The sequence below is a fragment of the Phycisphaera sp. genome (assembly GCA_025916675.1).
Taxonomy (GTDB): domain Bacteria; phylum Planctomycetota; class Phycisphaerae; order Phycisphaerales; family UBA1924; genus JAHCJI01.
On record CP098402.1, the window covers coordinates 1,794,371 to 1,819,266 of the forward strand.

A 24,896-nucleotide genomic window follows, 5' to 3' on the forward strand; every position below is an offset into this window, starting at 1 on the left:
CCCGAGCCTACGCGGCCGGGCGACCGAACTCAGCCCTTGGCCTTCGCCTTGGCGGTGTAGCTGTGGCCAGCCCGGAGGTTGTCACGAAGGTATCCACCGCTCGCGCTGCGAGCGGCGTTGACCAGCACCCCCAGGTAGCGGGCGGGCTGCTCGTCGAGCTCACGCGAGAGGCGGCCGATCTGGCCCCGGGTCTCGCCGAAGGCCTTGGCCACCAGCATCGACGCGTCGACCACCTGGGCCAGCGACTGGGCATCGCCCGACACCGTGGCTGGGGCAACGTCGAGGATGACGAAGTCGGCCTCGGTCGCGGCCTGATTGATGAGCTTGGCGATCGCGCCCGTGGCGAGCGCTTCGAGCTTGCGGTCGCTGGGCTCTCCCGAGGTGATCACGCGCAGGTTGGGGTTGCCCGTCGCTTGAGCGACCTCGGACAGTGGTGCGCCCGCGAGGACCTCACCCACGCCCGGCCCCATGGGCAACCCGAACACCTCGTGCAGGCGGGGCCGGCGGATGTTCGCATCGATCAGGATCACGCGGTTCTCTGCGGCCGCCAGCGACTCGGCCACATTACTGGCCACCGCCGTCGCGCCCGAACCGGGCATGGCGGGTACCACCAGAAGGGTCTTGAACCCGCCCGCCTTCATGCGCTTGAGGACCGCGCCACGCACGTGCCGGTAGCTCTCGCTCATGGCCGTGAGTGGCTGCTCTGCGAACACACGCTCAGGCGTATCGATGCGAGCGGGATCCTCACTCGCGTGCGGCACCATGCCGAGAATGCGAACACTGGGCAGCGCGGCAATGTCGGCCGGGCTCTTCACACGCTGGTCGATCATCTCAAGGAGATAAGCGCCACCGGCCACGAGGCCGACCACGGCGATCACGCCCGCGGGCACAAGGATGATGAGCTTCGGGAAGCTCATCACGGTTGGCACGCGAGGCGGCTGGATCACGTCGACGCGCGACGCGGTCGCGAGCTGGCTGGTCGCTTCGATCATTCGGAGGTCAGTCTCGAACTCTTGCTGCAGTTCGAGGATCTGGGTCATTCGCATCGCGATGTCGTTCAGCTCGGTCTCGGCGTACACGAGTTCCTGCAAGCGCAGGCCAAGCGTGCCGCGACGCTCCACCAGGCTCGCCATCTGGGCACGCAACTGCTGCTCGCCAAGACGGAGTTGGTCGAGCTGGGTCTGGAACACCTCACCCAGCAGCTTCTGGCGCTCTTGCTCGAGGCCACGCTCGAGTGCGGCGATCTGGTCGTCGATGCGGCGGATCACCGGGTTGTCCTCGGCCAGACGCTCGCGCTCGGTCGAACGCTGGGCCTGGAGGAACACCACCTGCGAGCGCAGGTTTTGGATGAGCGGCTGGAGCTCGACCTGGGCCCGCAGCGTGTCGTTGAACTGCAGCCCACCGGGGTTGCGGAGCTGGGCCTCCATCTCGGCTTTCTGGGCAAGAATGGCCTCGAGCTGGAGCCCGATTTCCTGCATCGAACCCAGCACGATCATCATCTCAGCCCGTTCCTGGCTCTGGTTAATGTCCAGCTGGTCCATCTTGCGCGAGGTCACGATCTCGGCCCGCCGCCGGTCGGCCTGAGAGAAGTCGGCTTCCAACCCGCGGATGGCCTGCTCGATCGCCTCGCGACGCTCGGTGGTCGACCGCGAACCGCGCCGGCGGAGGTCCTGGATGTAGGCCTCCTTGAGCACCTCGGCGATCGCGGCCACCTCGTTGCGGTCGCGCCAGTTCACCGTCATGCGGATCAGATCCGTGCCGGCCATCACGCGGGCGCCAACCTGTTCTTCGAGTTCGATGACGGCCTGGCCAACATCAATGACACCGCCGGTGGTGTGCCGATCGATCCACTTCGGCGCTTCGTTCATGAGACGGGGATTCTCGACGGCCTGGCGCAGCACGTTCTCGGACACCATCATCGCCGATTCGGTCGCCATGAACCGCTCAAACTCGTCGCTGTCGATGTTTGTCTGCTCTGGGTTCGGCCGCGTCTGGGGCGGATAGCACTTGTAGATGACCGGAGTGCTCCACTTGGGCAAGAACTCGGCCAGCGCGAAGTGCGCTCCCGCGCCAAGCACACCGCCGATAATGGCCGCGATCACGAACGCGAACTTGTACTTGCGGAGCACGCGCAGCGGGTCGACGCTCGAGGCCGCCTTCGTCCCGACTTGGGATCCTCCACTCGGAGGCGAGCCGTGCGAGCCGTTCAGGGAGCCATTGGTGGATGTAGATGCGATCGTCATGCTGTTCTCACGTCATAGGGATCCGGAAAAAGTCCGAGCCCATGCTTACGTCGGCCGTCTGCGCTCCCGTGTTCGCCTTGGGAGCCGAACTCGGGCCATTCCCTCTCTCAACCGGGCCCCGTCCTTCTCATCCGAGGTCCGAGAATCCGAACCGAATCACCGGCCGTCCAAGGCGGCCCCAAACTCTTCCAGGATCGATCGATACGCCTCGGCCCGCCCACCCCAAGACTCGAGGAGCTTGCGGGCTTCGTTGAGCCGGCCGCGGGCCTGCTCGATGCGCCCCAGGGCGAGGTCGACCTCGCCCTGCCGGAGGACGGCGAGGGTCTCTTCGGGCGTGCCACGAGCCGCACTGCTCAGGTCTTCGGCGGCTTGTTGTGCCGAGTCGAGCTGGTTGCACTCGATGTACGCAACCGTGAGTGTGCTGTAGGCGATCGCTGGGGCCACACCGCCCACCTCGATCGCCTTGAGCGCCATCGGGATGGCCTGCTCGCACTGGCCCATCTCGGTCGCCAGCACGTAGGCCAGATTGTTCAGGCTCTGGGCCGCCTCGGGGTCGATGTCGATCACCCCGCTCCACGCCTCGACCGCGCCAGAATAATCCTGGTTCGAGTACAACGTGTCACCCAGCAACTGTCCCGCCCGGAAGGCCACGACGCGATCGCTATCGGCCGCCAGACGGCGGAGCTCGCTGAGCCCCTGCGGCTCGGTCGAGGGGTCCTGGAGCATCAGCGACGCGAGCATGATCTCGCCCACGCGCTGCGGAGTGCGCTCGGCACCCAATTGGAGCACGATGTCCATACGTGTCTTGTGGTCATCGATCAGCGGTGGCAGAGCGTTGAACCATCGCACAACACCCGATGTGTCATTACGCACCATCTCGAAAGACTGTCGCGCCTGCGCGATGGCACGAGCACGATTATTCTCGGCCATCGACAAGCCCGCGGACATCAACTGGAGCTGCCACGTATCGGCGACGTTCAGGTTCGGGTCGCTGAGCACCTGCCGCGCCTTCGCGCGCGACTCGGCCGTGCCGAGGCCGAGCAGGAACTCGACGAACTGGGCCGCGATCTCGGGATTGCGGCGCTGGGCCAGCGCCGCTTCGAACATGCGGATCGACTCGGTCGATCGGCCCTTGTCGGCCAGAAGCCGGGCCATATGGACTCGCAGGTCCACATCGGCCGGGTTCGCTTCGATTGCGGAGTCGATGATGGTCATGGCCCGGGGCGTGTCGCCCTCATCGATGAGCTTGCGAACCAATCGATCACGAAGGCTCGACTGCGCTGGGTTCAACTCGATAGTCTTGGCGATCGCGGCAACCGCGTCGTCATACCGACCGGCATCCATTGCCATGATCCCTTGGAGCCGGAAGGCCTCCCAGTTGCCCGGAGTCTGCCGGATGGCTTCCTTGAGGTCCTCGCTCGCATCTCGCCTCAATTGGGCTCGTTCGGCGGCGCTGATATCATCGCTTTGCTGCAGTTGGGTCCAGATGATCTCGGCGCGGCGCACGTACGCACGCGCCGAATTCGGGTGGGCGGCCAGCGTATCGCTCAAGGCATCCAATGCCGCCGTGCGATCGTCGCGGCGCAACGCCAGGTCACAACGCAAGATGCCCGCCGCTTCGGAGGCCTTGGCGGTAGCGTCAAGCGCGTCGAGAGCTTCCTGAGCGTTGTCCAGCTCACCCCCGCGGATATACGCCTCGACACGAGCCAATTGCAACATGCCATCGGTATCGAGCCCCGATGCGATCAACGCATCGATCTCCGCGACGGCCTCATCGGCACGGCCGGCCGAGAGCAGCAACAACGCGAGGCGGCGGCGTATGGGTTGCCGCTCGGCGTCATCCAGCGGGAGCGACTCGCGGAGCATCGCGATGGAACCCTTGGACTGCCCCCGGCTTTGCAGGAAGTTGGCATAACTCAGCACATCGCGAACGTCGAGCGTGCCGGCGGCCTGCCGCTGGGCACGATATTGCTCGAACGTCGCGATCGCACGCCCCATTTCACCCTGCTCGGCATGCCAACTCGCGTCGAGCATAACAAGTTGGATGTCATCCCCTTGAGCGCGCAGCTCGTCGATCACCGCCCGAGCCTTGGGCCATTCGCCCAAGCGGACGTACACGCTCGCGAGCGCGAGGTTGTTCTGCCGGTTATCGGGCTGGTTCGCCCGGACATCTTCACGCCGGAGCATCGCCGCTGTTGAATCACCCAACCGGGCCTCGAGCGAGAGCCACAGGTCGAGGAAGGCAGGATCGGCACCGGCAATCCGCTGCGAGCGGCGGGCGATTTCAAGGGCCAGATTGTCACGCCGCAATGCAATCAGGGCGGCGATCACCTCGCGGATGTTGTTCAGGCTGTCGGGCTGACGACGCAGGATCTCCTGGTAGTCGGCAACGGCATCCTCGGCACGCCCCAGGCCACGATAGATCCTGGCCCGCCGGTATAACACCGGGACGCTCGTCAGGCCATCGGAGATGACCGCGTTGATCATCGCCAGCGCCTCGTCGGGGCGACCCTCGGCCTCGAGTAGATCGGTTCGCAGGATGCGTCCGCCGGCTTGATCGCTGTTGAGCTCGGTCGCGCGATCAACCAGGCGACGCGCTCGATCGAAGTCCTCTGCTTCGATGGCGCGCGTGATCTGGACCTGGATGACCTGCGAGTAATCTGGATCGATGCGGATGGCCTCGTCGAGCGCACGCTGCGCGGCCTCGGTATCACCGCCGCGCATCGCCTGGCGATACAGCAACATCTGTCGCTGGATCGGGGGCGTGCCCTCAGGGATCTCGCCGTCGGCCATAAATCGAATCCGCGTGCGGAGCGTTTGGAGCAACTGGCTGTCGGGGAATTTTGCCAGCCCCTCATCGATGGTCTCGGTCGCCTCATCGAACTTTTGCTGCAAACCCAAGAGCGTGCCGAGGGCGTTGTACAACCGGACATCATCGCCGTGGCGTGCCATGGCCAGACGCACGATACCGATCGCCTGCTCGTACTTCGGCGAGACGCCGCCGGTCGTGTCGAGCAAGCGGTCGACCTGGATCAGGATCTGACGAATGGGGTCCTCGGCCTGGATCGTGCCGTCCCTCTCCGAGAAGCGACGGTGTTGTCGCTGGATTTCCTCATTGTCTGGCGCAAGCTGGAGGGCTCGATCGATGGACGTGCGGGCCTCGTCCTGATCACCGATGCGATCCTGGAGGGCGCTCAGCTGCAACCATGCTCTGGGCACATTGGGGTTGATCTCGACAAACTTCTTGAGCTCCTCGACGGCCTCACCGATCTGGTTGCGATCCATATAGATCGCGCTGAGCAGGAAGTGGACCTGCTCGTCTTCGGTGTTCGCTTCACGCTGGTACGTCACGGCCAGCCGCTGAGCTTCGGCCAATTCGCCCTTCATGTACGCGATGCGTGCGTCGAGCAGCATCACCGAAGGCGTGCCCTCCGGCCAATACTCGTCGACATCCGCGCGATACTCGGCCACGCGCTGCCGCGCCGCTTCTTTCTGGTCGTCCTCGGCCTGATTGGCCAGGTCAATGGCGCTCTGCACCCGGCGCAAGACGGCCTGCCCACGCAATAAGGTCAGGATGATGCCGTCGAGGCTCACGGCAACCTGCGGCGAATCCATCACGGCCTCAAAAGCAGGAATCGCGCGCTCGTGATCGTTGCTCTCCGCCGAGAACACTGCATCGAAGAATTCGAGCTGCGCGAGACGCCCCGGGTTACCCTCGCTCGCCCGGCGTGTTGCCTCGATCATGCGATCGGTGAGCGGGATGTCCGACGCCGGAGACGTCAGCCGTTCGAGGCGATTGACAAGCTGGACTACCTCGACGTTGAACTGTTCGGGCGGGCTCTGCTGGAGTACGCGATCGACGATGGCGCTCACGCGCGGCGCGAACGCTTCCGCTAACGCGATGTTGGCTCGGACACGATCCGACTGCGAACGCAGCTCGCGTATCGGCCGGGCCTCCACCTGCAGGTCGTAGTAGAGCCTGGCGATCAGCGCCCGCGGATGGTTGGGATTGTCGGCCAGGAATCCATCCAGCACGTCGCGAGCCTGCTCGAGGTAGACCTGCGGATCTGTCCGACCGCCCTCGGCCTCGTTGGCCTCGGCCATCAGCCACTCGTACAAGCCAACGGCCGATTCGGCATCGCTCGGGTCCACGCGCATGGCGGCTTCGAAGTCGAGCACCGTCTTCTCGCGGAAGTCCTGGTCGGCCTGCCCACTGCCGAGCCTCATGTTGAGGTTGCTCAGGGCGCGATATCGACGCAAGCGGTGCCACTGGGCCTGGTCGTTGTCCGCCTCGGGAGAAGCCAGGAAGTACTCCAACGCCGAGTTGGTATCCGACAACATCTGCTGCCAGCCCGAACGCCCCGAAGCGCCGAACACGTTGCGCTGCTCGTATTGGGTCTGGAGGTACTTCTCCCACGCCTCGACATCGGTGCGCTTGGCCACGGCGAGCTGCCGCAGGGCCGGGACATAGTTCTTCCAATACATGTCCGAGTACTTCGTCCGCGTCTCGGGCGTCAACTCTTCGATGGAATCGATCCAAGCCGCGAGATAGATGACGTTGGTGCGTTCCTTGTTGACGGCCTTGGCAAAGGACTTTTCTGCTTCCTCTTGGTTGCCGGCCTGCGCATAGGCCAGAGCGGCGTCGTAATGGTCCGAAGCCGACTTCTTGACGATGAAGTACGCCGCACCGGCCATGCCGACGAACACGACACCCACGACGGTGCACAAGATCGCAACGAACCGGACATTCACACGAGCCGCCATATCTGCCTCCGTATCGTCGTACCCAAAGGGGCACTCCCACGACCAACCCCGCGCCGCGGGTTCACTCGTTACCCTTCTTCGGGCCAGTTCCCGGTACTCACCTCGGCCCAATCCGGAACGCACAGCATGAGCTCACCGAGCAAGTCGTCGAGCAGGGCCGAAGCGATCTCGGCAAGCTCTTCGGGCGACTCGACGCGCTGGCTGTTGAATTGCACTTTCAAGTAGTACGCGTAATCGGTCTTCAGATCGAACGCGAGCAAACGAACACCCTCGGCGCTCGAGCGGTGCTCGCCATTCACGATGAAGAAGTAGCCCGCGTACAGGCTCGGCCGACCCGGCACGGAAAACTCCGTCACGCGGACTTGCATGTCCCGCGGATCCAGGGGCAGCAAAACCCTCTGGCCGGGGCGATTGGAGTAGCTGCCGCGTGCCAGCGTAACGGTGTGCGCACGGCCCTCCATCACCTCGGGAGCGTCTCGCATGGGAAGCCACCGGCTGTCATCCAGCGGCAGGTCGACCACGCGTGTGCCGGCACCGATCTGCATGCCCCCGCCCACGAAGCATCGCTCGGGGATGTGGGGAACAGTGTCGATCGAGCCGGTGTAATACGCCAAGTGGATGTCGATGCTGCGCGGCACCCCACCATCGGCAGGATTCTTCTCCTGGTAGGTGCGGGTGACGTAGTTGGTGGTGCCCAGGGTCTTCTCGGTGTCGCTGTCCTCGAAGCGATCGGGCCCGACCTGGATCCAATCCTCCGACTCGGAAGGCACGTCTCGCATGACCAAGCCCGTGCTCGGATAGATCGGGCTCTTCTGGAGATAGAGATCGAGCGCACGGATCGAGATGCCCAGCACCGCGCCGGAGGTTGCCAACAACACAACAGCGACCGCCGCGGCGATCACCATGCCGCGGGGCAGCCCCATGATCTTGGTATCCTGTCCACTCATGCCGATACCGCCTTGGCCGTGTCCTTGGTTGGCTCGTCGCTCACGACACGGTTGAGGATCCAGACCAGCAACAGGAAGATCGCCAGCCCCGGCACCAGCAGCAGGGTGCCAATCAGCATGTGGGCCTCACCCGACGCGAGATCGGGATCGACCAACGCGGTCAGGAAGCCTAATACCGCCACTCGCACGACGTTCAGACCGATCGCGACCGGCAGCGAGAGCAGGAGCACCGCGACGCGCTGCCACCAGTGGCGGCACTGCGTGAGCGCGACGGCCGCTCCCAACGCGATGAACGCCACGACCATGCGCATCCCGCTGCACGCCTCGGCTACGTTGAGCTGGTTCGTGTTGCCGGCATCGTCCATCACGCTGATGATGTTGCCCTCGACCATCGACTCGACGCCGAAGGGATAGCCGAAGATCGTCAGCAGCACGTAACCGCCCTGCGAGGCGATCAGTTGGAGCTGGAAGGTGATCGCGATCATCACCCGCTCGGAGATCGTGACGGCAAACAGCAGGAACGCGATGGGCATGATCGCCACGCGGATGACCTGCGGCCCGAAGACGAGCAGCACGAAGCCGAAGACCGCCAGCACCAGCGCGAAGCCCTGGAGCATGTGCGTGGGCACACCCACGATAAAGAACACATAACACGCGATGCCAAGCAGCAGCGGCAACAGCCCGGGCCAGAACGGCTTGATCTGAGCATTGAGCAGCCGCTCACGCCGCTGGTAGAGCAGGTAGCCGGCGATGAGGGGGACGGCAAAGGCGTGGCCCCAGTCATCCAAGTTCTTGGAACTGATGACACTCTGGACGACGAACCACTCGCGGAACAACCACGCGAAGGCCGCAAGCGCGACGACACCCAGCAGGGCAACCCCCTGCCAGCGCAACGACCCGACCGCGTCCGAAGCGGCGTTGCCATGGGCCATGCTCTGCGATGCCGACGCCACGCTCACGCGACAAAACTCCCCTCTGGGGCCATCGGGCCCGCCGTGCTGCTACGCCCGGGCCCGGGGCGAGTTCTGCGAATTTCCCCCGAACACGAGGGAGAAAAGTCTAGAAGCGGCGATCCGTGGGCGGCGGGCCGAACACGTCGTTACCGAAGTTCCGATCGAGCAGGAACCCGAAGCCGTAGGTCGCCCGGAAGCCATTTCGGATAATCGTCAGTGGGTACGTCCAGACGGACGATCCCACGTTGATGCGGTCGTTAGCCTTCAGATAAATGTCCGGCTCAAGGCCGCGGTTGATGGCCCGCAGGTCGAGCTGGATGATGGCCTGGCGGTCGTCGTCGAGCATCCGGACGAGTTCGATCCGTTCGGGCACACCCAACTGGTTCACGCCGCCAGCCTGGTCGATGGCTCGCATGAGCGTCAGCCGGTTGGCCAGCGAGAAGCCACCCGGGCGGTTGACGAATCCGGCTACGAAGTACAAGCCGTCGGTACGGGCCGGCACTCGGATGATGTCGCCGGGCTCGATAACCACGTTGTAGCGCATGTCCCCCTTGATGAGCTTCTGTGCTGGCACGCGGATAATGCGCTGGGTCACGAGCTGGCCGGTGGACAGGTCGCCGGCGAGCACGCCACGGCCCGGCTGGGCCTGCTGCCGACGGGTTGGAGCCATTCCGGGATTCACCCGGACCCACTCGCCGTCGAGGTACATCCAGGTGGCGTCGTCGCCGAGCCCCTGCGTGTCTTGCGAGGGCTGGACGCGATCCGATGACTCATCGATGAGGTCGATGGCCGGATCCTGGGGTTGTTCCTGCGAACCGTCCTGAGTGACCTCGAACGCGCCTGGGCGAGCGCCTTCGTCGCCCTCGAGCAGCCAATCGATGTCCCCGATGAGTTCTTCGCCCGTTGGTGGGGGTTGTGTGCCGCCGTCTTGTCCGCGGGGCTGGCCCCCGCTCAGGTCCGGGCGACGCCGGTCGGACAACGGGATCTGCCGGATGATGTAGATGTCCTCCACGCTCTCGCGGATCCAGCCGCCGCCGGCCAGGGCGTCGAGTAGGAACCAGTCGGCCTTGGGGATCGGGTACGAGCCCGGGGCGATGCCGCCGACCATGGTGTACGTGGCCTGGCGGCGGTCGAGCACACGCACCAGCACGTTCGGACGGGTGACCAGCGAGAGCACCGCGTCCGAAACCGCCTCGCGGATGCCGTCGGCGGTCAAGCCCGCCACCTGGACCTCGCCCACCTCTTCGAGGTAGACCATACCACGTGTGTCGACCACGGTCTGGAACTCGCCCGGCTGCCCGCCGGGTCGCAGGTCAAACACGATGATCTGGAGGAAGTCGCCCGGCCCGACGCGGTACTCCCACGGGCGGGGCACCAGGTCGTCGGGCGTGACCTCGCTGTACTGGACGAATTCGTCGTCGGGCCCCTCGATGGCCGAGATGCGGTCGAGGATGGGCGCGGTGGTCGGCGTGACCTCCCAGCGGCCCACCACGCTCTGGTTGAACCAGCTGTGCATGCCACACCCGCCCAGCAGGGTCGCACCCAGCAGCAGGGCGGGGGTCAGCAGGCGGCGGCTTACCGATCCGTAGGAGCCGCTGGTTGTCGATCGTGTCGTGTCGGTCATCGGGAACGCACCCCTTGCCCTTTGCGAGAACGATGTCTCAAAATCTGGCCTGAGCCAACCCTGGCTCGGCCGAAGGTCTCGATTGTTATCAGGCCAGCACTCAAAAGCGGCCCGAAGGCCCAAAAGCCCGGTCTGATGCCATACTCCACCGCCCATCGGGTGTTCGCCCGGGGTCGGCATCATTCCTGCATCGTCACGTCGGGGCGACTGTCTGAGTCGGAACACCCGAGAACCGCTAAATTCGTCCCCCGCATTTACCTATCCTTTGGGAATGTCGCTCGCTCCAAACATCGATGCCCAGCCCAAGACCACCGCGACCACGCCCCGGCACGCCCGCCCGGCAGGGGGTAATCCTTTACGTCGTGTCGACAAGCCGCTGCTCAGCCTGACCGCTCAGGTCCTCAACAACGAGGGGCCCCAGCACCTGGCCAACAAGCGCAAGCCCAGCTGGCTCAAGGCCAAGCTGCCCGGCGGACCGGGCTACGAGAAGGTCAAGGCCATCATGGACGAGCATGGCCTCTTCACGGTGTGCCAGGAGGCCGGCTGCCCCAACATGGGCGAGTGCTGGGCCCGGGGCGTGGCCACCATCATGATCTTGGGCGACACCTGCACCCGGGCCTGCGGCTTCTGCAACGTCAAGACCGGACGCCCCCCCACCCTCGACAAGGACGAGCCCAGGCGCGTGGCCGAGAGCCTGCGGCTAATGCACGAGCAGGCCAAGCTGAAGCACGTGGTCATCACCAGCGTGAACCGCGACGAGCTGCCCGACGGCGGCGCGGGCATCTGGGCCGAGACCATCATGCGCGGCCGCGAAGCCTGCCCGGGCATGAGCCTGGAAGTGCTGATCCCCGACTTCGAGGGCAACTGGGGGGCGCTCCAGATGGTCATCGATGCCAGGCCCCACATCATCAACCACAACCTCGAGTGCGTCCGCCGGATGTACCCGGCCGTGCGGCCCAGCGCCAAGTTCGACCGCTCGCTCGAGTTGCTCCGCCGCGTGAAGGAGCAGGGCGGCGTCGCCAAGACCGGCATCATGGTGGGCATCGGCGAGAAGGACGAGGAAGTGCTCGCCCTGATGGATGAGGTCCAGGCGGGCAGCACGGCCAGGGGCCCCGACGGCACCGAGGACGCCTGCGACATCCTGACCATCGGCCAGTACCTCCAGCCCACCCGCAACCACCTGCCCATTGACCGCTGGGTCCACCCGGACACCTTCGCGATGTACAAGGAGGAGGGCCTCAAGCGCGGCTTCAAGGTCATCGAGAGCGGCCCGCTGGTGCGCTCGAGCTACCACGCGGACCATCAGGCGGACGTGCTGAGCACGATTGAGGCGGAGCGGGCGCGGCGGGTCGGTTCGTAGCAGCCAATCATGGACAGCAACGATTTTCCTGAAGTGAAGCTCCGCCGTAGTGCGAAACGCAAAACGAAAGAGATTTTCGCTGAGCACTTTGGCGAGCGAGCGGAACTGCTTGACTTCCGAACAGCCGACAGCGACGAATCGGTTCGAGAACCACTCAAGCGTGCCCTTGCCAAACGGCTTGGCGACCAAGCCGCCTGGGCAACAGCGTTCCATTTGGTAGATTGGCGAGAAGATGCGGCATTCCTGATCGCAGTGATGCTATTCCCCGAACGTTTTACCAATGAAGAGATCGAAGCCACGACCAATTCGGTTCTCGTGCATGCCCCGCATCACGTTATGGCAGCCGCTCATTGGATGGGGCATGAACTCAGGGATGTGTTTGATCTTGGAATAAAGGTTGAGTCGGCCGAGGGGGACGGGCCAGATATTTAGTTCCACTCCCCGATTCTGGCGCGTTAGACTCTCGAAATAGCCGACTTGGCAGGCCCTCGCCCCTACCCTCCCTCCATGTACAAAGCCGTCGCCATCCTCATGCTCTACGCCGTTCTCGTGGTCGCCCTGGGCGTGCTGGCCTACACCGACGCCCCGGAGGGTGCCAGCGCCAAGACGGCCCTGATCGTGCCGATCATCATCGCGGCCGCCAGCCTGGCGTGCGTGGTGATGAGCCTGATGATCTACAAGAAGCGGACCATCGGGATGATCGGCATCCACCTGGGCATCGTGATCCCGCTGCTGGTGGCCATCGGCGTCGGCCAGCGGGCCTATGTCACCCACGAGTCGAGCAAGGCCTACCGCGCGGGCCAGGAAGCCTGGGCGCTGCACGTCGAGGCCGGGGCTGTCGGCACGCCCGAGGCAAAGGAAAAATACTTCGAGGAGCACCCTGAGTACCCCGACCACGACAAGGGCTACCTCAGCGGCACGCTCGTGGCGATCGCGGCGGTCAGCCTCCAGACCTTCGTGGCGATGATCCTGGCCCGTCCCAAGCCGCCGGCACGCAAGCCGAAGCCCAAGCCCGTTGAGCCCGACGATGCGTCCTGAGTGCCGCGCGTGAGCGGTGTTCCAACGAGTTCTGAAGCCCCGCCGAGCCAGCTTGGCGGGGTCATTCTGGTCGTCTTCACCCTGCTGGGGTGGTCGAGCGTGCCGCTGTTCCTGCGGTACTTCGCCGAGGACATCGACGGCTGGACCAGCAACGGCTGGCGGTACGGCTTCGCGGCACTCATCTGGCTGCCGGTGCTGCTGGTGGCCGCGGCGCGGCGCAAGCTACCCAAGGGCTTGTTCGTCGCGGCGCTGGTGCCAACGGCCTTCAACATCGTGGGCCAGGTGTGCTTCACCTGGGCGCACTACATGCTCGACCCGGGCATGCTGACGTTCGCGCTGCGGGCCCACATCGTGTTCGTAACCATCGGGGCCGCGCTGCTGTTCGCCAGCGAGCGGGTCGTGATTCGCCGGCCGCTGTTCCTGTTGGGCGTGGTGCTGGTGATCGTCGGAACGAGCGCGACGATCCTGTTCGCCCCTGAAATACCCTCAACCGCGAGCGAGGCTAGCGGCGTGCTGGCCGACGACCCCGCTTTGGCGCGCACGCTTGGTGTTGCACTGTCCATCGCGGCGGGTGCGCTCTTCGCGTGTTATGCCCTGAGCGTGCGCAAGTTCATGGTCGGGGTAAACTCGATCCTGGCGTTCGCGGCCATCAGCCAGTACACCGCCCTGGCGATGGTGGGCCTGATGCTCGGGCTCGGTACTTCGTATGGCCTGACCGCGCTGCCCACCGCGTGGCACGAGGGGGCGGGCAACCTGACCGTGCTAGGCTTCTGGCTGCTGCTGGCCAGCAGCGTCATCGGCATCGCGTTGGGGCACGTGGCGTACTACATGTCGATCAACCGCCTGGGCGTCGCGGTCGCCAGCGGGGTGATCCAGCTCCAGCCGTTCGTGGTGAGCATCGCGAGCCTGATGCTGTTCAAGGAGTTGCTCACCGGCGGGCAGTGGGTCGCCGGCGCGATCGCCGTATGCGGTGCGGGCTCGATGCTGTGGAGCCAGCATCGGGCGCAGCGTGGCAAGCCGCCGCTGTTCGCCGCCTGGCGCAAGACCACGACCACCGAACCCCGCCCGGAAGAACTGCCGGCCGATCACGTCGCCGCGGCGTCGATGGCGAGTGAGGATCGCGCCGAGCGATAGCCGGCCGCACCCTGTCATGTCGATCTGCGAAATCCTCAGGGATTGGCCATTGCGAAGACAACGGCGATCAAGACCACCCCGAAGTAGACCAGCGCCAGCCCGAGGTGCAGGTAGCTGGCGATGAGGCCGATGATGGCCAGCACCTTCGCCGACGAGTTGGTGTTGCCGGTGCGCTTCATCTTGCCGAGCGCCATGTGGCCCAGGATCACTCCGGGGATCGCGGCCAGAACGCTCAGGCAGAACCAGGACGCCAACCCCAAACCAAAGGCCCAACCGGCGAGCGGCTCGAACTCGTCTTCGGGCCGGCCAATGTTGCCAGTGGGCACCACTGGCGGGGTCGAGTAGCCCACACCACCCGTGGCGGGCTGGCCGAACATCGCTGCGACGGGCTCCCACTCGGTCGCCCCGACCTCGGCTGCCAGAGCCCCATTGGCGAGTTCGCCCTTCTCGAACATGCCCTTGAGTTGCTCGAGGGGCACGGGGCCCGCGGGCTGGCGGCTGGCATCGGTGTAGTAGTAGTCGGCCATGGAGTCGGTCCCCCTGCTGGTTCGTGGCAATCCTTGGGGGCAACCCCCGCCCAGGGTATTCGGAAACCGGCGGTGACAATGTCAGTGGGCCGGATGTTGGTTACTCGCAGCCAGCGGCGAAGGCGTTCTGGAAGCACAGGAAGTCGAACAGGCTCAGCGAGCCGTCGCCGTCGCAGTCGGCCAGCGGATCGCCCGCCGCGAACAGGTTCTGGAAGCAGAGGAAGTCGAACAAGCTCAACGACCCATCGCCGTCGCAGTCGGCCGGGCAGCCCGATTCGGGCCCCTCAGCGACAAGCGTCAGGTCGGCCATCACGTCGAGCGCAATCGACTCGAGCGTGAGATTGAGCACGACGTTCGCTGTCGACCCGGGCGGCAAGATGGTGGGCAAGGGGAGCGGGATGCCGGGCAATTCGGTCATTGGCTCCTGGAGCGTTTCCTGATCGAGCATGGCTGCGGAGATCAGCGTTGCGGCACCAGCGTCGACGGTGATCGTGCCGGTGAGCGGCAGTGCGAACGGCGTGGGCGGCAAGGCGACGGGGGCGCCCATGGCGTCAACCTCACCGGTCAGCGTGCCGGGGATGGCGATCATGAACGTGAACTCGCCGGGTGCGGTGGCCATCAGTACTCCGTCGGCCAGGTCGGTCTGGGCAAACACCAGTTCGGTCAGGGCCAACTCGCCCAGCGGGAACGTCAACGGAAAACCACCGATGAACGTGGAATCGGGTGCCCGGGTCCGGAAGGTGTCGAACTGGAGGCTGATCTCGGCGGGCAGGGAGAGGGGCGACCCACCCAGCAGATCGATCATCGCACCAGCAATCGACATCGCGTCCGCGTCGGGGTCGAGGCTCAGCGAGAAGGCGCCGCCGCTCACGGCCGAGAGGTCGTCGCCGATCGACAGCCCCGCCGTCGCCGGCACGGGCACGTTCTCGGTTGGCCCGAAGCTGCCGAACAGGCCGGGCTTGGTGCGGGTGCCGTCGGGGTTGGTGTCGGGATCCCAATCGCCGATCAGCGAGCCGTCGGTCTCGACGCCGACGGCGATGGTGCCATCCAGCCCGCTGGCGTCGGTCAGGACGAGGTCGTAGCTCTGGGCGGCCGCGAGAGCGGGAGCGAAGAGACATGCGATGGCGGGAGCGAAACGGTACGTGGGGGTCATGCGAGGCTTCCTGGGTGTGTTTGGGCCCCGACAATGTACCAGCGCTGGGCTCGATTGCGAGGCCCAGACCCAATTGGAAGTGGCCCTGGAACGCGGAAAAAGCGTAACAAGGAGGGCTGGGGAAGGGCCCGGAGGCGGCCCGGGCTTGACCGGGACCCTATGCTGGCCCACACTTGGCACCCAGGTTCGGGCAACAGGTAGGCCCGAGCGGGCGTATGAGACCTTCGTATGGTTTTCCCGGCTGGGCAGATTCGCCCGAGAGTCGGTTTCGGTTTGGTTCCGTACCAGTAACCCTTGGATAGTGCAGAAGGGGGCCCCCGATGGCCGGACGTGGTGGAGGAATGGCGATCTTCGCCGCGGTTTCGAGCATCCTCGTGGTGGTGCTGTTCGTGCTCACCGTGGTGTTCTACTTCCAGGCCGAGGCGGCCAAGCGGGACGTGAACAACATGGAGCAGGCGACCGCCGAGTTCATCGAGCCCGCCGAGCGGTCGCAGGACCAAGTCCGCCAGTTGGTGGCCCAGGCCAGCGCCGAGCGTAAGAGCCTGGTGGGCTATCTGGTTGACAGCCGCCGCGAAATCATGCAACGCGTGACCGGCGTTGGCCAGGATTCGCTCGCCCAGCTCAACACGAAGCTCGACAGCGTTCCCGGTGCCGACGGCGGCGCCCTGCTCCAGGTGGCCCGCGACGCGGTCCGCGAAAAGGAGAACCTCGAAGCGCAACTGGCCCAGGCCAACGCCGCGAGGGCTCGCGCCCAGGAAGACGCCGCCAACGAGACCGCCCGCGTGGCCTCGATCGAGGAGGGCTTCCGCGACACCGTCGCCAGCCTGAGCGCCGAGGTCGCCAACTATCAGGACGAGGTCGAGAGCCTCCGCAGCGAGTACGGCCAGGCCCGCCTGAGCATGGACAGCCGCGTGTCGGACATCCGCGACCGCGCCGACGACCGCGTCTCGATCCTGGGCAACCAGCTTGACCAGGCGCGCACCGACCTGCGAACCGCCGAGGATCAGGTCCGCGAGCTCCGCGGCCAGGGCCGCTCCACCGGCGTGCGTCCCCGTCCCGAGGAATCGCTCGTCGACGGCGTGATCGTGCAGGTCAACGAGAGCGACCGCCAGGTCACCATCAACCGCGGCGCCCAGCACAAGGTGCGGCGGGGCATGACCTTCGCGGTCTACAGCGATGAGGGCGAGATCCGCCCCGACGCGAGCGGCGCCTACCCCCGCGGCAAGGCCAACCTCGAGGTCATCCGTGTGTTCGACGATCGCTCGATCGCCCGGATCAACGGCTCGGTCTCGGGCCGCCCGCTGCTCCAGGGCGACGTCGTCGCCAACGCCGTGTACGACCCCAACAAGGTGTACAAGTTCGTGGTCTACGGCTTCTTTGATGCCGATGGCGATGGCGTGGAGAGCTTCGGCGAGACCCGCGCCATCGAGTCGTCCATCCGCGGCTGGAACGGCACCATCGTCGACACGCTCTCGGGCGATGTTGACTTCCTCGTGCTGGGCACCCGCCCCACGCTCCCGCCCGAGCCGGATATCACGGCCACCGAGCAGATGATCCTCCAGTACCAGGAAGCCCTGACACGCGTGGAACGCTACGACGAGCTGTTCGATAGCGCCGTTGCGGCCGGCGTGCCCGTGCTGAACCAGAACCGGTTCTACACGCTCATCGGTAAGCCCTACGGCGACATCCGCTAACGCCCCTCCAACGGCCCACCCGGGCGCGCTATAACCAGCCGTGCCCGGCAAGAAACACAAGCCCAATCGAGGCCTGCCAACCCCCATCGTGCTCGGTGGGATGGCAGGCGTTCGCATTGGTGTGGGGGCGCTCGCCGCACCAACATGGCCCATCACGCAGTCCTTCGTTCGCGCGGCGGGGTGCTATTACGCCACCCGTTCCAAGAACAGCAAGCGGCTGGAACGGGCCCGCGGGCACCTGCGGGTGGCCTTCCCGGAGGCCGGTCCGGAGCGGGTCGACCAGCTGGCCATCGAGGCATACCAGCACCTGCTCCTGCTCGGGGCCGAGATCGCCCGCAGCCCGCGCACGATGAGCACCGATAGCGTGCTGAGGCACGTGGAGTTCCGCGGCGTCGAGAAGGGGCTCAATGCGATCGTCTCGGGGCGCCCCTGCATCCTGATGACCGGCCACTGCGGCAACTGGGAGGTGCTGGCCACCACCGCCGCCCTGCTCGGCATCCCGATGCACGCGATCTACCGGCCCATGGAGTTCGAGCCGCTGGACAACTGGATCCGCCGCGAGCGCAGCCGCCCGGGCGTGATCATGGTCGACAAGTTCGGGGCCATGCACCAGCTGCCCAAGCTGATGGAGCAGGGGGCGTGCCCGGGCTTCGTGGCCGACCAGAACGCGGGCGACCGCGGCGTGTTCGTGCCCTACTTCGGCCGCCTGGCCAGCAGCTATAAGTCCATCGGCCTGCTGGCCCTGAAGTTCAACGCGACGATCATCTGCGGGGCCGCCCACCGCGTGCCGAGCCCCGACGGCGACACGCACTACCGCTTCGCCATCCACGACACGTTCGGCCCCGAGGAGTGGTCGCAGCACCCCGACCCGGTGTTCTACCTCACCGCCCGATACCGCCGCGCGCTCGAGACGGCGGTGCGCGAGGTGCCCGAGCAGTACCTCTGGATGTACCGCATCTGGAAGAGCCGCCCCCGCCACGAGCGCCTGGACAAGCCATTCCCCGACAAGCTCCGCGAGCACCTGCGGCTGCTGCCGTGGATGACCGAGGACGAGGCGGCGAGGATCGAGGACCGCAGCGAGCGGGACCGGGCGATATTGAGGGAAGGCGGCATGATCTGATGAGCCCCGACGCACCACCACCCGTCGACGTCCGCAAGATTGCCCGCCTGGCCCGCCTCGGGGTGGCCCAGAGCGACCTCGCGCCGCTGGCCGCCGAGCTGGCGTCGATCCTCGACCACGCGAAGGGGCTCGAGCAACTCGACCTCACCAACGTCGAGCCGCTCTCCCATGCGGCGGACCTGGAGGCGACGCTGGCCGAGGATGTTCCCGGCGGCGAGCTGCCGCGCGAGGCGCTCGAAGGCATCGCGCCCTCGATGGACGGGCCGTTCATCCGCGTGCCGAAGGTGCTCGGTGGGGGTGGCGGGCAGAGCGATTCCTGAGCCGGCCGCTACACTGCCAGCGTCATGGCTGATTCCAACCCGAACACCAAGCACCGCCTGCCGACCGACACCGACGACGGGCTCCTCGTCGTCATGAGCGGGCCTAGCGGCGTGGGCAAGACCACCATCGCGCGGGCCGTCGACCGCGCCATCCCCGACGCGCTCTTCAGCGTCTCGGCCACCACGCGGGCCCAGACGGGCGCCGACGTCGAGGGCGTGGACTACCACTTCGTCGATGAGCCGGGGTTCCGCGCGATGATCGAACGCGACGAGTTCCTCGAGTGGGCCGAGGTCTTCGGCCGGCTCTACGGGACGCCACAAGCCTGGGTCGACGAGCAGCTCCGGCGCGGCCGCGTGGTCATCTGCGACATCGACGTCGAGGGCGCCCGGCAGATCAAGGCGAAGATGCCCGAGGCCCTCACCCTGTTCGTGCTGCCGCCCAGCGAGGACGAGCTGCTCGACCGCCTGCGCTCCCGCAAGCGTGAGGGCGAGTCGGCCATCCAGAAACGCTTCGCCGAGGCCAAGCGCGAGATCGCCGCCGCTCGGGCCAGCGGGGTGTACGAGCACTTCCTGGTGAACAAGGACCTGGAAGCGTCGATCGCGCAGGCGATCGCGTTGGTGACCAATGCCAGGGCGGCGACGAGGCGGGAAGGCAATGGGGATTAGGCATTGGGCATTGGGAAGACGGGGAGGGATGTCTCCTTCCGAGCCGCGTGCGTGAGCACGCGGACCAACGCCCGGAGCAAGAGCGTTGAACGCGAAGGCCGCGAAGGGCTCGAAGCAAGACCCAACGAGCCCCTCGCGCGAGCGAGGGGAATGGACGCAAGAAGAGAATTGAACGCGGAGGTCGCAGAGGACGCGGAGGTTTCCTTCAACGAGCCGCTGGCGTGCGCCAGCGGACAAGGCAGCACGGCAGCCGTCCGCGCGTCCTGTCCGCCGGCGCACGCCAGCGGCTCGTTTGGGATGTGCGATCGCCTACGCGCAGCCCGCGTCGAACGCGTTCTGGAACGCCAGGAAGTCGAGGATCGTGAACGCGCCGTCGCCGTCGAAGTCGACGGCGGGGTCCATGGCGTCGAAGAGGGTCTGGAAGGCGAGGAAGTCGAAGATGGTCAGCTCGCCGTCGCCGTCCAGGTCAGGCGGGCACGGCGCCGTCACGACCGATGCGACACGAAATCCTCTTGCCAGACCTGGCAGCGAGACGCTGCCAAAGCTGTCCAGTCGATCAGCAACCTGGTATGTAGGGTCCGGAACTGTTCCTGAACCCGCCAAGAGGCGACGCATGGCGGATGTGCTGGGATTGACAGCGGTCTCAAGCATCTCCTCGACGCCCCCCGATGCATCGAGCAACCCCCACGGTGTTGTGGTATCGGGGTACGAGCCCACCGGATACCACAAGAGCCCTGGCGGCCCCGACTCGCCGCCGCTTGTCTCGGCCCCGGGCGTGCCCGGCGGGCCGCTGACGAGGAAATCATCGCTGCCGCCCGGATGGTACCAGTAGCCCTCCTGCCCATCGCCGTAGCGGTCCGGGTCGTAGTGCACCGCCTTGGTCCACTCGTCGAGGGTGGGCAGGAAGTACTTGGCGTCTGGCGAACGCTCCGGTTGATCGAGGAAGGCCCCGGTCACGGGATCGGTGCGGAACGTGCTCGCGTCGTACACGCCGCTGTTGAAGTCTTCGAGGTCCGTGCCCTGCCCGTTGTGCAACCAGTTGGTGTAGCGGGCCGCGTACCGCCACGACATGATGGCCGGGGCGTGCTGCGACCCGGGGGACAGAAAATCGAGGATGGCGACGCCATCCGGATCGAACCCGACGACCCTGATGCCATGGCCGATGAGGGTGCCCCCCGTCGTAGCGCCGCCGGCCCGAAGGTACGACTGTGCGAACCTGATGTACTGGTCGTTGGTCACCTCGGTCCGCGTGATGCGGTACTCGTAGTCGACGCCGCCATAGGTGCCGAAGCGATCAAAGTTCCAGTCGGGTGCCTCAGACGGCAGCACCCCCCGGTTGCCCGGGGCCCCGATGGTCACGAAGTCGTGGCCGTAGTCGGGGGGAATGGTTTGGGAAAGGGCGGGGGCGGCCGCGAGGGCCAGGGCGAGCGTGCGGGTGGTGAACGCGGAACGGGTCGTTGACGGCATGTAGCCTCCCTGTCGGATTGCGTGTGCCCGAGCATCGGCCAATGTGACCCGGATTGCCCGGAATCCCGGGTTCGTCCGCCCTTGCCGCCCAGCTCGGCATTGGAACTCAGCGGGGCCCCGAGGCCAACCGAGCGGGCCGTGGATTGATCCCAGCGGGCATCGGATTGATTTCAGTGGGCACCGACATCGTTTCGGCAGGCCCTGAGATGATCTCGGCAGGCACCGAGTCCAACTCAGCGGGCACCGAGATCGTTTCCGCAGGCACGGACATTGTTTCAGCGGGCACCGACATTGTTTCCGCGGCGCAATTGCTGCGCTCCGGTCGGCCCTGACGAGCTCTGGGGCAGGTTTTGCCTCGCAGACGCCAAACAGAACTTCTGTTCGTGGCCCAGCCCTTTGAGCCCCCGGTTCCGAGGGGGGCAATCAGGGCAGTACGACTTTTTTTGTGTGGTGACCGAATCGGACCAAAGTAAGGTTTCAGGACGCTCGATGGAAGATTCGGCTCGGCCGGTTGTCGGCCGCGGCCGATCACAACGTGGGGCGCGGCCCGCGCGCGACCCGGCTTGGAGAGCATTGTTATGTTCGCAGGTTTTCTTTCATCGTTGGCCGCGCCCGGAGCATCGGGCTGCGGCCTTTGCCCGTCCATCATAACTTCGTGCAACGGGGGTGCGTCATGAGCACCGTGCCCGACAAGTATCCCCAGACCATCGACTGGCTCACCGACCGCATCGACGCCTGGACCGCCCAGGGTGGGTCCATCGGGTTAGACGAGCCGACCACCACCGCGCTGTCGACCCAGCTCGCCATCGCCCAGGGATCCATGGATTCGGCGTTCCAGGCGAGGCTGGACTCCAAGGACGCGACGGTGGTCTACCACGACCAGGCCCGGTCGCTGCTCGAGCTGACCCGCCAGGCCGTCTCGACCATCCGCGCCTTCGCCAAGGCCAGCGACACGCCCGGCACGGTGTACAGCGCCGCGAGCATCCCGCCCCCGGCCGACCCCGCGCCGTCGCCCGCGCCCGGCACGCCCACGCAGTTCCGCACCGAGCTCCTGTTCAGCGGCGAGCTGCGCGTGCGCTTCGACTGCGAGAACCCAAGCGGCGTGAGCGGGGTGACCTACAAGGTCGAGCGGCAGGACGGGCCGCAGACGCCCTTCAACTTCGTGACCACCGCCAAGGGCCGCGAATTCACCGACGCGGGCATCCCCGCCGGCACGGCCGAGGTGACCTACCGCGTCACCGCCCAGACGTCCACCAAGGACGGCGACGCGGGCGGGGCGACGATCCGCTTCGGCGCGGGCAACCAGTCGATCGTGTTCGGCGAGGACACGATCGGCACGAAGCTCGCGGGGTGAGCGATCGCGATCGGCACCCGAATGGGGCCCGGGCGCATGCCCGGGTCTTCTTTTTTGTGGTAGGGGCTGGCGCTGCGACCGTGCGGTCGCGGGGGTTTGGGGTTGTGCTTTTGGGAGTGTCCATTCGTTCGACGCTCTGGCGGAGCGGAAGACCGCTGCGCCAGAGCTGCGTGAAGTTGGTTGTTCTTGGGCGCTCGCGTTGCTCGCTTGCGGGCTAACGCCCGGGCGGCCGAGGGCCGCCGCGCCGGGACATGCGCCCTGCGCCGGAAGACCGGCTGGTGCGGATGCCCCGTCGCCAAGTGCCTTGTGCTTTACTTGCTCAATGGGCTCTTAACGCCGAAGCATCCGCCGAGCGAGTCTTCGAGCGAAGAGCGCATGCGAGAGGCGCGGCCGCTGAGCGGCCCGGCCGTTAGGCCGCAAGCGACCGAAGGGAGCGCTCAAGAACAACCCAACAGAATCGAGCGGAGGCGCAGCCGTCTTCGGCTCCGCCGAGCGGCCAAACGCCAAGCACGCCCGATCCCCACAACCTCACGGCCCAATATTCACCAACGCCGCCTCGATCGTGTTGCGTTCCTTGTCGTTGCGGGCCCGGCTGAGGGCGTTGCGCAGCAAGGTCCGCGCCTCGTTCGTCTCGCCGACGCTCGCGAGCGCCTCGGCCAGCTCCCCTGAATCCTCGGCGAGCTTTTGCGGGCGGACGTGGGGGCTGAGCAGGCGGGCCATGGTGGCGGCGGTCTCGGGGTCTCGGAGCAAGGGACGCAGGGCGTGCCAGGCGAGGTCCTCCACGCGCACGTCGCTCTGCCGAGAGTCGGGAAGCCGAGCGAACATGGCCGCGACGGCGCGGCGCTCGCCGGCCTCGAACAGGGCGTGCAGCGCCGCCTCGGCCATCGGGGCATCGACCTTGCCCGGCTCGTCGCGCAGCGTGGCCATCGCGAGGTCGACTACTGTTTCGTTACGGCCGGCCATGCGCAGCAGCCACGCGGCCTTGCCAAGATCACCCGCCTCGATCGCGTCCTGCGCGAGCGCTTCCAGCGGCGGGGCGCCCTCGAACGGCGGCGGCGTGCCGGCGCGTTGGCGCGGCTGGGGATCGAGCATCCAGAGCGGGTCGCCGAAAGTCGCGAGCTTGCGGTTCTCGAGCAGGCCGTCCTCGCGCCCGGCGGCGCCCCAGGGGAACAGCGAGCCCAGCCGCACGGCGAAGGTCGGCTGGGGCACGAAGCTCTGCAGCCCCGGCTCGTCGACCGAGCCCAGGTACGCGAACGCCCCGCGCGCGAGCCACTCGCCGGCGACGCTGGTGCGCACGCCGGGCCGCTGGGCGCTGAAGGAGTGGACGATGGCCACGACCGCGGGCGCGCTCAGGATGGGCACGTCGCGCCCGGCGGCCATGCCAGGGGCCAGGGCGAACTCGGACATGCGGCCCTTGGTGTTCATCGCGAGCAGGCCGGCGTCGACGGGCTCGCTCGCGAGGGACAGGAAGTTCGTCAGGCCCCGCGCGTGGGGCTCGTTGATCTCGACGTCGAGGCCGATCTGGCGGTAGATGTCCGCGGCGGGGGCCAACGCGTAGCTCGACCACGGGGGATCGTTCGGATAGGTCTCGAACAGCCACGCGCTCCGGCCGGTCAGGAAGACCGAGGCCATGGCGTTGGTGGCGGTGATCGAAGGGGTGCCAAAGAGGTGCCCGGCCCACGCCCATCGCGGGGCGGCCCTGGACGCCGAACCCGAGCGGCCGACGCGTGCGGTGAACGCGGTGGTGCCGTGCTGCTCGCTCGTGTGCCGCGCGGGGGCGTTCATGCACAGGGTGACCGCGTCGATCTCGTCGCCGAGCGCGTTCCACTCGAGGCCGAGCGCCGTGAGGGAACTCTCGAGGGTGGAACAGAACGCGTCGGCGTCGGCGCTGGAGATGGTCTGGTTGATGTTGCCCGGTGCGCTGAGCCAGACGATGGGTTGCATGCGCGCGGTGGCCAGCGTCAGCGCGGCGGGCCAGGCGCTGTCGCCCTCGCCAACAACGACCACGCCCGGGGGTGGCGCGCCGAGCCCGCGCCAGTGCGCGATCAGGGCGGGCATGGGTTGCTGCTCTTCGGCCAGCTCCACGCCCCATGCGCTGAGCATGGCGGCCTCGACCGCCTCGCGCCGCTGGCGGCCGTTCCAGGGCTCGTCGCCGTCTTCGCTCTGCCATTGCACGACACGCTGGGGCTCGAAGGCGCGCACGAAGCGGGCGATCGCCTCGCGGGACTCCGGCGAGCCGTCGTCGAGCAGTACGGGGAAGCGGACGGTGGTGGTCCAGCGGGCGATGGCACCCACGAACGAACGCTCGTCGGGCACGATCACGACCACCGGGGACACCCCCACCGCCCGGTCGACCGCTCGCACGCGGGCCCCGAGCTTCTGGGCGGGCAGCAACTCCTCGAACCGCTGGCGCTGGGTTTGGGCGTCGTCCCGGGCATCGTCCTGGGCGAACGAGGACGCGGCCAGGCCGAGCCAGAGCAGCACGATAGTCGTCAGGCGTGGCATCGAACAACACTACGCGCCGGGCCCGTA

19 protein-coding genes are annotated in these 24,896 nt (G+C 66.6%); 10 read left to right on the forward strand and 9 right to left on the reverse strand.

What is annotated here, in order from left to right:
- Positions 1-29 precede the first annotated feature (29 nt).
- The 5 genes from NCW75_07740 to NCW75_07760 all read right to left on the reverse strand — a co-directional run bounded on the left by NCW75_07740 (position 30) and on the right by NCW75_07760 (position 10,531).
- Positions 30-2,243, reverse strand: a complete 2,214-nt coding sequence (locus NCW75_07740; GenBank protein ID UYV14173.1) for a hypothetical protein — start codon at positions 2,241-2,243, stop codon at positions 30-32.
- A 156-nt stretch (positions 2,244-2,399) separates the two neighbouring features.
- Positions 2,400-7,007 carry a tetratricopeptide repeat protein gene (locus NCW75_07745; protein UYV14174.1) on the reverse strand — a complete coding sequence of 1,536 codons (4,608 nt, stop codon included), beginning with the start codon at positions 7,005-7,007 and terminating at the stop codon, positions 2,400-2,402.
- Positions 7,008-7,075: 68 nt separating this feature from the next.
- Complete coding sequence (locus NCW75_07750) at positions 7,076-7,954, reverse strand: EpsI family protein (protein ID UYV14175.1); 879 nt, start codon at positions 7,952-7,954, stop codon at positions 7,076-7,078.
- Positions 7,951-8,913: an exosortase/archaeosortase family protein gene (locus NCW75_07755; GenBank protein UYV14176.1), complete on the reverse strand. Its 963-nt coding sequence runs from the start codon at positions 8,911-8,913 to the stop codon at positions 7,951-7,953. Before NCW75_07755 ends, NCW75_07750 begins: the two co-directional genes overlap by 4 nt.
- Positions 8,914-9,013: 100 nt before the next feature.
- Complete coding sequence (locus NCW75_07760) at positions 9,014-10,531, reverse strand: polysaccharide biosynthesis/export family protein (GenBank protein ID UYV14177.1); 1,518 nt, start codon at positions 10,529-10,531, stop codon at positions 9,014-9,016.
- A 271-nt stretch (positions 10,532-10,802) separates the two neighbouring features.
- On the opposite strand from NCW75_07760, the gene lipA reads away from it, so the two are divergent.
- The 4 genes from lipA to NCW75_07780 all read left to right on the forward strand — a co-directional run bounded on the left by lipA (position 10,803) and on the right by NCW75_07780 (position 14,063).
- The gene (gene lipA / locus NCW75_07765) at positions 10,803-11,891 is read left to right on the forward strand and encodes a lipoyl synthase (GenBank protein ID UYV14178.1); all 1,089 of its coding nucleotides are present in this window, start codon (positions 10,803-10,805) and stop codon (positions 11,889-11,891) included.
- A 9-nt stretch (positions 11,892-11,900) separates the two neighbouring features.
- Positions 11,901-12,323, forward strand: a complete 423-nt coding sequence (locus tag NCW75_07770; protein ID UYV14179.1) for a hypothetical protein — start codon at positions 11,901-11,903, stop codon at positions 12,321-12,323.
- Between the two features lie 75 nt (positions 12,324-12,398).
- Positions 12,399-12,929 carry a hypothetical protein gene (locus NCW75_07775; protein UYV14180.1) on the forward strand — a complete coding sequence of 177 codons (531 nt, stop codon included), beginning with the start codon at positions 12,399-12,401 and terminating at the stop codon, positions 12,927-12,929.
- A gap of 9 nt (positions 12,930-12,938) precedes the next feature.
- Complete coding sequence (locus tag NCW75_07780) at positions 12,939-14,063, forward strand: DMT family transporter (protein ID UYV14181.1); 1,125 nt, start codon at positions 12,939-12,941, stop codon at positions 14,061-14,063.
- A gap of 35 nt (positions 14,064-14,098) precedes the next feature.
- Here the strand turns inward: NCW75_07780 and NCW75_07785 are convergent, their stop codons facing one another.
- Together NCW75_07785 and NCW75_07790 are read right to left on the reverse strand one after the other, a co-directional pair.
- Entirely contained in the window at positions 14,099-14,590 is a 492-nt protein-coding gene (locus NCW75_07785) for a DUF4190 domain-containing protein (protein ID UYV14182.1), read from the reverse strand.
- A 100-nt stretch (positions 14,591-14,690) separates the two neighbouring features.
- Positions 14,691-15,743, reverse strand: coding sequence for an EF-hand domain-containing protein (locus NCW75_07790; GenBank protein ID UYV11204.1), 1,053 nt, complete (start codon positions 15,741-15,743; stop codon positions 14,691-14,693).
- Between the two features lie 320 nt (positions 15,744-16,063).
- Between NCW75_07790 and NCW75_07795 the strand changes: the two genes are divergently transcribed.
- Genes NCW75_07795 through gmk form a run of 4 tightly spaced genes read left to right on the forward strand, consistent with a single transcriptional unit; the run spans position 16,064 to position 19,543 of the window.
- Positions 16,064-17,437, forward strand: a complete 1,374-nt coding sequence (locus tag NCW75_07795; GenBank protein ID UYV11205.1) for a hypothetical protein — start codon at positions 16,064-16,066, stop codon at positions 17,435-17,437.
- Between the two features lie 40 nt (positions 17,438-17,477).
- Positions 17,478-18,557 (forward strand): lysophospholipid acyltransferase family protein, encoded by a 1,080-nt coding sequence (locus tag NCW75_07800; GenBank protein UYV11206.1) that lies wholly within the window; start codon positions 17,478-17,480, stop codon positions 18,555-18,557.
- Positions 18,557-18,877, forward strand: coding sequence for an Asp-tRNA(Asn)/Glu-tRNA(Gln) amidotransferase subunit GatC (gatC, locus tag NCW75_07805; protein UYV11207.1), 321 nt, complete (start codon positions 18,557-18,559; stop codon positions 18,875-18,877). Before NCW75_07800 ends, gatC begins: the two co-directional genes overlap by 1 nt.
- A 24-nt stretch (positions 18,878-18,901) precedes the next feature.
- A complete protein-coding gene (gmk, locus tag NCW75_07810) occupies positions 18,902-19,543 on the forward strand; it encodes a guanylate kinase (GenBank protein UYV11208.1) in 642 nt (213 codons plus the stop codon).
- A gap of 309 nt (positions 19,544-19,852) precedes the next feature.
- On the opposite strand, the gene NCW75_07815 is transcribed toward gmk, so the two are convergent.
- Positions 19,853-21,010 carry a formylglycine-generating enzyme family protein gene (locus NCW75_07815; protein UYV11209.1) on the reverse strand — a complete coding sequence of 386 codons (1,158 nt, stop codon included), beginning with the start codon at positions 21,008-21,010 and terminating at the stop codon, positions 19,853-19,855.
- Between the two features lie 173 nt (positions 21,011-21,183).
- Here NCW75_07815 and NCW75_07820 point away from each other — a divergent pair, with 173 nt between their 5' ends.
- Positions 21,184-21,342, forward strand: coding sequence for a hypothetical protein (locus tag NCW75_07820; protein ID UYV11210.1), 159 nt, complete (start codon positions 21,184-21,186; stop codon positions 21,340-21,342).
- A gap of 341 nt (positions 21,343-21,683) precedes the next feature.
- Positions 21,684-22,364, forward strand: a complete 681-nt coding sequence (locus NCW75_07825; GenBank protein ID UYV11211.1) for a hypothetical protein — start codon at positions 21,684-21,686, stop codon at positions 22,362-22,364.
- Positions 22,365-22,892: 528 nt separating this feature from the next.
- Here the strand turns inward: NCW75_07825 and NCW75_07830 are convergent.
- Positions 22,893-24,869, reverse strand: a complete 1,977-nt coding sequence (locus NCW75_07830) for a hypothetical protein (GenBank protein UYV11212.1) — start codon at positions 24,867-24,869, stop codon at positions 22,893-22,895.
- Positions 24,870-24,896: the final 27 nt, after the last annotated feature.

What these genes read in the sequence shown, in the direction of transcription:
- NCW75_07785 (UYV14182.1), bottom strand. Translation starts at nt 14,590, where the DNA reads ATGGCCGACTACTACTACACCGATGCCAGCCGCCAGCCCGCGGGCCCC.
- NCW75_07760 (UYV14177.1), bottom strand. Translation starts at nt 10,531, where the DNA reads ATGACCGACACGACACGATCGACAACCAGCGGCTCCTACGGATCGGTA.
- NCW75_07825 (UYV11211.1), top strand. Translation starts at nt 21,684, where the DNA reads ATGAGCACCGTGCCCGACAAGTATCCCCAGACCATCGACTGGCTCACC.
- NCW75_07790 (UYV11204.1), bottom strand. Translation starts at nt 15,743, where the DNA reads ATGACCCCCACGTACCGTTTCGCTCCCGCCATCGCATGTCTCTTCGCT.
- NCW75_07795 (UYV11205.1), top strand. Translation starts at nt 16,064, where the DNA reads ATGGCCGGACGTGGTGGAGGAATGGCGATCTTCGCCGCGGTTTCGAGC.
- NCW75_07830 (UYV11212.1), bottom strand. Translation starts at nt 24,869, where the DNA reads ATGCCACGCCTGACGACTATCGTGCTGCTCTGGCTCGGCCTGGCCGCG.
- NCW75_07775 (UYV14180.1), top strand. Translation starts at nt 12,399, where the DNA reads ATGTACAAAGCCGTCGCCATCCTCATGCTCTACGCCGTTCTCGTGGTC.
- lipA (UYV14178.1), top strand. Translation starts at nt 10,803, where the DNA reads ATGTCGCTCGCTCCAAACATCGATGCCCAGCCCAAGACCACCGCGACC.
- NCW75_07815 (UYV11209.1), bottom strand. Translation starts at nt 21,010, where the DNA reads ATGCCGTCAACGACCCGTTCCGCGTTCACCACCCGCACGCTCGCCCTG.
- gatC (UYV11207.1), top strand. Translation starts at nt 18,557, where the DNA reads ATGAGCCCCGACGCACCACCACCCGTCGACGTCCGCAAGATTGCCCGC.
- NCW75_07745 (UYV14174.1), bottom strand. Translation starts at nt 7,007, where the DNA reads ATGGCGGCTCGTGTGAATGTCCGGTTCGTTGCGATCTTGTGCACCGTC.
- NCW75_07750 (UYV14175.1), bottom strand. Translation starts at nt 7,954, where the DNA reads ATGAGTGGACAGGATACCAAGATCATGGGGCTGCCCCGCGGCATGGTG.
- NCW75_07770 (UYV14179.1), top strand. Translation starts at nt 11,901, where the DNA reads ATGGACAGCAACGATTTTCCTGAAGTGAAGCTCCGCCGTAGTGCGAAA.
- NCW75_07740 (UYV14173.1), bottom strand. Translation starts at nt 2,243, where the DNA reads ATGACGATCGCATCTACATCCACCAATGGCTCCCTGAACGGCTCGCAC.
- gmk (UYV11208.1), top strand. Translation starts at nt 18,902, where the DNA reads ATGGCTGATTCCAACCCGAACACCAAGCACCGCCTGCCGACCGACACC.